Below are 5335 nucleotides of genomic sequence, written 5' to 3'. Positions count from 1 at the left end.
GTTGTCGTTGCCAGCTTCACCTAATAGAGTATCATTGCCCGGTGTAGGATCATTTCTATCATTTGCGTCACCCCACATCTGGTCGTTGCCATCGCCGCCCCGCATCAGGTCATTACCGATATCGCCGTACATTTCATCGAGCCCAGCACCGCCATCAAGCGTGTCATTACCAAGTCCGGCAAAAAGTCGGTCTTCACCCTCGTTTCCGAATAGGGAATCATCACCATTGTCGCCCCACAGAGAGTCATTACCAAGGTTTCCATAGATCCTGTCGGCATCATTTCCGCCCCACAGAGCGTCGTTACCAGACCAACCATCGAGCAGGTCTTGGCCGTCTCCTCCGCGAATTGTGTCATTGTTGGTAAAACCAGTCAGCGTATCATTACCACCTAAACCATTCATCTCAACTGCCTGGACTCTCACTGTGGGTGGTTCGCCTTCCCAATACTTACTATCGGCACCACTTGTTCCTGTCCAAATTGCCATTTGAGTGGCTCCTTATTGTTATCAAAGTTTTCTAACGATGTTTTCATCGGTGTCCAAGCTCTTCAGGAAATTTATAGTAAAGTTTTTTACTTTTTATTTATTACCCACATTCCGCACCTTAAAGTGTCACAATCGGTTTTTACATAATTCGGCACTAATTGCTAGTAACTTAAATTACTTAAAATACTTAAAATTATCTGACCAGCCACTAGTCCCAAATCGTCAATTGACCAAAATTCGTAGTGTGACACTTTAGGGTGCGGAATGTGGCTTATTAGTTCAGTTCAGCCCACAGTACCTCCTCTGGCAGTTGCTGGTGAAGTTTCTAAATTTGTAGAATCTACTATTTGCTGATATTTATCAAAATTTGATTGATGTCAAGATTTATATTTGCTTTTTTATTTATGATGATTTTTCATGCTCAGGAATCATTGATGTCAGATTTGGGAGTAAAAGTTTTAATCCGATAATCAAGAGCTTCAATAATGAACTGGGTATCTTGATTATGATAAATTTATGTTATTTTAATTTTATTAATTCCATAATTTTTAATCTCAAGCTGCCGCACTTTTCCCCAACATCAGCATTCTACCAAAACTTAAGTCTGGCAATACTAGCCAAGTTATGTCAGAAAACATCAAAGATGTAGCTAGGCTTAGGGGAAAATATCTGTTAAGTTTTTAAAATGTTGATTTATTGGGAAAAATCTCAGGAGATCGATCGCATTTCACAACAATTTAGGAAAAAGCATGGAAACACTCAAAGGAAGAGATTTATTAAGCCTAGCAGACCTAACTCCAGAAGAATTACTAGAACTTTTGGATCTCGCTACACAGATGAAAGCTAAAAAGGTCAATATTCAATGTAACAAGGTTCTGGGGTTAGTCTTCTCTAAAGCTTCCACTAGAACTAGGGTAAGTTTTACTGTGGCGATGTACCAACTAGGCGGACAAGTAATTGACCTTAATCCTAATGTTACCCAAGTCAGTCGTGGCGAACCAGTCCAAGATACCGCGAGAGTTTTGGATCGGTATTTAGATATCTTAGCAATCAGAACCTTTAAACAAGAGGAGTTACAAACTTTTGCTGATTATGCCAAAATTCCGGTAATTAATGCTTTAACTGACTTGGAACATCCCTGTCAAGTTTTGGCAGATTTATTAACCGCAAAAGAATGTTTTGGTAAGTTGGAAGGTTTAACTTTGACTTACGTTGGAGATGGGAATAATATGGCTAATTCCCTCATGTTGGGTTGTGCAATGGTGGGAATGAATGTGAGAATTGCTTCACCAACCGATTACCAACCAGATTCAAATATAGCAGCAAAAGCTAAGGAGATCGCAGGCGATCGCACAGAAGTTACAATTACAACCGATCCCATTGCTGCTGCTAAAGGCGCAAACGTAATTTACACTGATGTTTGGGCTAGTATGGGTCAAGAAGCTGAAGCTGATAATAGAATTCCCGTTTTTCAACCTTATCAGGTTAACGAACAATTGATGAGTTTGGCTGACAAAGATGCCATTGTTTTACATTGTTTACCTGCTCATCGTGGCGAAGAAATTACAGATGAAGTCATGGAAGGTTCACAATCTAGACTTTGGGATCAAGCAGAAAATCGAATGCACGCCCAAAAAGCTTTATTAGCTAGTTTACTCGGCGCAGATTAATTCCATCCGTAGGGTGCGTTAGGGAAACGTAACGCACCATCCCCCCATATTTAGTGTTGTCGTCTAACTCTTGAATTATTCAAAGCAAAAAAACTGAGATATATTCCAGCATAAATGCTGAGATTTGACTCGCCAATTTTTAATTCAACCTATATCCTTTTTTATAAAATACTGGACAAAAAGGGGTTTTTAATAGTACGAATGTTCTAGAAGATAAATTTTTGAGTGATGAATCGATCGCTCATAACTAATCACAAACTGTCTAGAACACTTACCCGGAATTCAACTATGGAAACCCTCACAGAAGCTCAAAAAGAACTCTACGACTGGCTAGTTGAATACATCAACCAGCATCATTATGCCCCGTCAATTAGACAAATGATGCGAGCGATGAATTTAAAATCGCCAGCACCTATTCAAAGTCGCTTAGATCATTTGCGAGAAAAAGGATATATTACTTGGTCAGATGGCAAAGCTCGGACTTATAGAATTTTGCGATCGCAAATAGAAACCGAACCTAGTAGTAGCGTACCGATTTTAGGCGCGATCGCAGCTGGTTGCATGGTAGAACCTTACACCGATTCAGTAGAAAAACTCGACCTTGCCAAAGCATTACCACCAAAAACATTCGCTTTAAGGGTAATGGGTGACAGCATGATCGAAGATCATATTGCTGATGGTGATTTAGTCATTCTGTGTCCCGTTGCTGAACCCGACAAAGTGAAGAATGGCACAATTGTAGCGGCGAGAGTTGAAGGACATGGTACTACATTAAAACGCTTTTATCGGAGAAGCGATCGCGTCATCCTCAAACCCGCCAACGCCAAATATCAACCCATCGAAGCACCAGCAGAAGAAGTCCAACTCCAAGGAACATTAGTCGGTGTTTGGCGCAATTATTAAGGGAGATGAGGATCTCTTAAGTAGGGGCGCACCTGCGTGTGCGCCCGGAACTCTCCAACTTTCCAACTTAAAACTCAAAACTCTCTCACTCAAAACTCTCCCAATCCCCAGTCCCCAGTCCCTTTGCTTCTTTTTATGAGAAGATAACTCAAAGTTCAGAGGAGTTATTTAAATAGTTGTGAAATCTTTTCCGTCTTTTCTCAAAGTTTTTCAGAGTCGCAAAATGGCGGCTCTTTTGTTATTGGGATTTTCTTCTGGGTTGCCTTTTTTGTTACCGAGAAGCAATCTGCAAGCTTGGATGACTGTGGAAAAAGTTGATTTAGGTGCGATCGGGTTGTTTGCTTTGGTAAATTTGCCCTATTCGCTAAAATTCTTATGGTCGCCTATACTCGATCGCTATATACCCCCATTTTTAGGGCGTAGACGTGGTTGGTTGGCAATTACTCAAGTAGCTTTAATTTTAGCGATCGCCGCCCTATACTTCCAAAAACCCAGTCAAGCTTTACAACTTCTCGCCATTAACGCCGTATTAATTGCCTTTTTCGGCGCTACCCAAGACATTGCTGCTGACGCTTACCGCACCGACGTTTTAGAAAAACTAGAAATGGGCGCAGGTGCAGCCGTTTTCGTTTTAGGTTATCGTCTCGCCCTTTTAGCCACTGGTGCCCTAGCTTTTATTCTCGCTGATAGCATCCGTTGGCCTTCAGTTTTTCTGTTCATGTCCCTCCTCATGCTCGTCGGTGTAGTCGCCTCATTCTTTGCGCCAGAGCCACCAGAAGACCAAAACCGTCCCGAATCTTTAAAAGAAGCAGTTGTTTTACCTTTTGGCGATTTTTTCTACCGTCATGGCTTACTTTTAGGTTTTGTAATTCTCCTATTCATCGTCCTTTACAGCCTTGGTGACGCATTCTTGAGCAGTCTTTCCACTACCTTTTTACTAAAAACTGGTTTCGCTCAAAAAGAAATCGGCGCAATTCGTGGCGGAATGGGTTTAATTGCTACTATTGTGGGAACATTGTCGGGAGGCGCAATTCTCAGTAAAATTGGGATTAATCGCTCTTTGTGGATATTTGGCTTACTGCAAGCTTTAAGTAATATTGGTTATTTCATCCTCGCCCAAGCCGGAAAAAATTATCCGCTTTTAGTGTTGAGTATCAATGTGGAAAACTTTTGCGGAGGACTTGCTGCCGCAGGTTTTGTAGCTTTTTTAATGAGTCTTTGTCACCAACGTTTTTCTGCTACTCAATACGCTTTGCTCACCAGTTTTATGGCTGTCAGTCGAGATCTTTTGGTTGCTCCTTCCGGCTTTGTCGCAGAAAGGACAGGTTGGCCTTTATTTTTCCTAATTAGCATTTTCGCAGCTATACCCGGATTATTGCTCTTACCAATAGTCGCACCTTGGAACCCTCGACCTCAACCAATGCCCAGACCTGGATTAGATGAATGGAAAGATTATGAAAACTAGTTGTAAACTGTAATATAGAGACTGGAAAAGGTTTCGCAAAACAGTTTTTTTGCTCAAACTGGACAATTCTAAACTATGGCTATTTTTCGTCAGTACGTTGCTCCTTTTCTAATTGTGTTAGTGTTTTTAGTGGCTTTGGTGGCTGTAAGTTCGCGCATCTTTTTACCTGCGGATATGGCAGCACCCGCACCAACTGAAGAAGTAACTTCTGCTTCTTAGATGAGTTATAAATTACCAGCAAACTATCAATTTGTTACTGGTACAAGTTTAGATCGGGCTACTTTGGTCAAGTTTATGCAAAAAACTTACCAAGAGCTTTTTCCTGAGCAAAATTTCTCCCATTTAGCTATTACGGTTGAGAAGTATTTTTCTGCCCAAACTCCGGTTTGGTGGGTGGAAGAAAAGGTAGAAAATGCTGGTGCAATTAAAGTAGGTTGTTTGTGGGTGGGTAATGGAATCGATCAGGTAAATGGCGATCGCCATGCCCACATTTTTCTCCTCTATGTTACTCCTGAACATCGTCGCCAAGGCATTGGGAAAAGTTTAATGCTCTTGGGCGAAGATTGGGCAAAAAATCGGGGCGATCGCCAAATGAGTCTCCAAGTTTTTCAATCCAATCAACCAGCAATTAATCTATACTCTCAGCTAGGTTTTCAAACTCAATCTTTGTGGATGGTGAAGTCTATTTCTTAGGTACGTTGTTGGGGATTTGGGCGCAAATTATAGGAAAAAAGCAACAAAAATTGCGCCAGGAGAAACATCAGACACCGAACCATCTTCAGAAATTGTTGTTGAGCCGGAAACAGTTAAC

6 protein-coding genes are annotated in these 5335 nt (G+C 41.3%); 5 read left to right on the top strand and 1 reads right to left on the bottom strand.

Annotated features, from left to right (window positions below; all coding sequences use genetic code 11):
* Positions 1 to 486, bottom strand: a 486-nt coding sequence (locus tag ACE1CC_RS31810; protein ID WP_413274445.1) for a calcium-binding protein, incomplete at its 3' end; no start/stop codon positions are given.
* A 749-nt stretch (positions 487 to 1235) separates the two neighbouring features.
* Between ACE1CC_RS31810 and argF the strand changes: the two genes are divergently transcribed.
* From argF to ACE1CC_RS31785, 5 genes are all read left to right on the top strand, one after another.
* The gene (gene argF, locus ACE1CC_RS31805) at positions 1236 to 2156 is read left to right on the top strand and encodes an ornithine carbamoyltransferase (RefSeq protein WP_413274444.1); all 921 of its coding nucleotides are present in this window, start codon (positions 1236 to 1238) and stop codon (positions 2154 to 2156) included.
* Between the two features lie 288 nt (positions 2157 to 2444).
* Positions 2445 to 3059: a transcriptional repressor LexA gene (gene lexA, locus ACE1CC_RS31800; protein WP_413274443.1), complete on the top strand. Its 615-nt coding sequence runs from the start codon at positions 2445 to 2447 to the stop codon at positions 3057 to 3059.
* 223 nt (positions 3060 to 3282) lie between these two features.
* A complete protein-coding gene (locus ACE1CC_RS31795) occupies positions 3283 to 4524 on the top strand; it encodes an AmpG family muropeptide MFS transporter (RefSeq protein WP_413274442.1) in 1242 nt (413 codons plus the stop codon).
* Between the two features lie 75 nt (positions 4525 to 4599).
* Entirely contained in the window at positions 4600 to 4743 is a 144-nt protein-coding gene (locus ACE1CC_RS31790) for a hypothetical protein (RefSeq protein WP_413274441.1), read from the top strand.
* A complete protein-coding gene (locus tag ACE1CC_RS31785) occupies positions 4744 to 5217 on the top strand; it encodes a GNAT family N-acetyltransferase (RefSeq protein WP_413274440.1) in 474 nt (157 codons plus the stop codon).
* The last annotated feature ends 118 nt before the right edge of the window (positions 5218 to 5335 follow it).

The organism is Floridaenema aerugineum BLCC-F46, from assembly GCF_041929345.1.
In the GTDB taxonomy this organism is placed as follows: Bacteria; Cyanobacteriota; Cyanobacteriia; order Cyanobacteriales; family Aerosakkonemataceae; genus Floridanema; species Floridanema aerugineum.
The sequence above is the reverse complement of the archived record's forward strand: the minus strand, read 5'-3'. Positions and strand labels throughout refer to the sequence as shown.

Bases quoted from the DNA above. Each gene is read 5' to 3' on its own strand.
- argF (WP_413274444.1), top strand. From the start codon at position 1,236: ATGGAAACACTCAAAGGAAGAGATTTATTAAGCCTAGCAGACCTAACT.
- lexA (WP_413274443.1), top strand. From the start codon at position 2,445: ATGGAAACCCTCACAGAAGCTCAAAAAGAACTCTACGACTGGCTAGTT.
- ACE1CC_RS31795 (WP_413274442.1), top strand. From the start codon at position 3,283: ATGGCGGCTCTTTTGTTATTGGGATTTTCTTCTGGGTTGCCTTTTTTG.
- ACE1CC_RS31790 (WP_413274441.1), top strand. From the start codon at position 4,600: ATGGCTATTTTTCGTCAGTACGTTGCTCCTTTTCTAATTGTGTTAGTG.
- ACE1CC_RS31785 (WP_413274440.1), top strand. From the start codon at position 4,744: ATGAGTTATAAATTACCAGCAAACTATCAATTTGTTACTGGTACAAGT.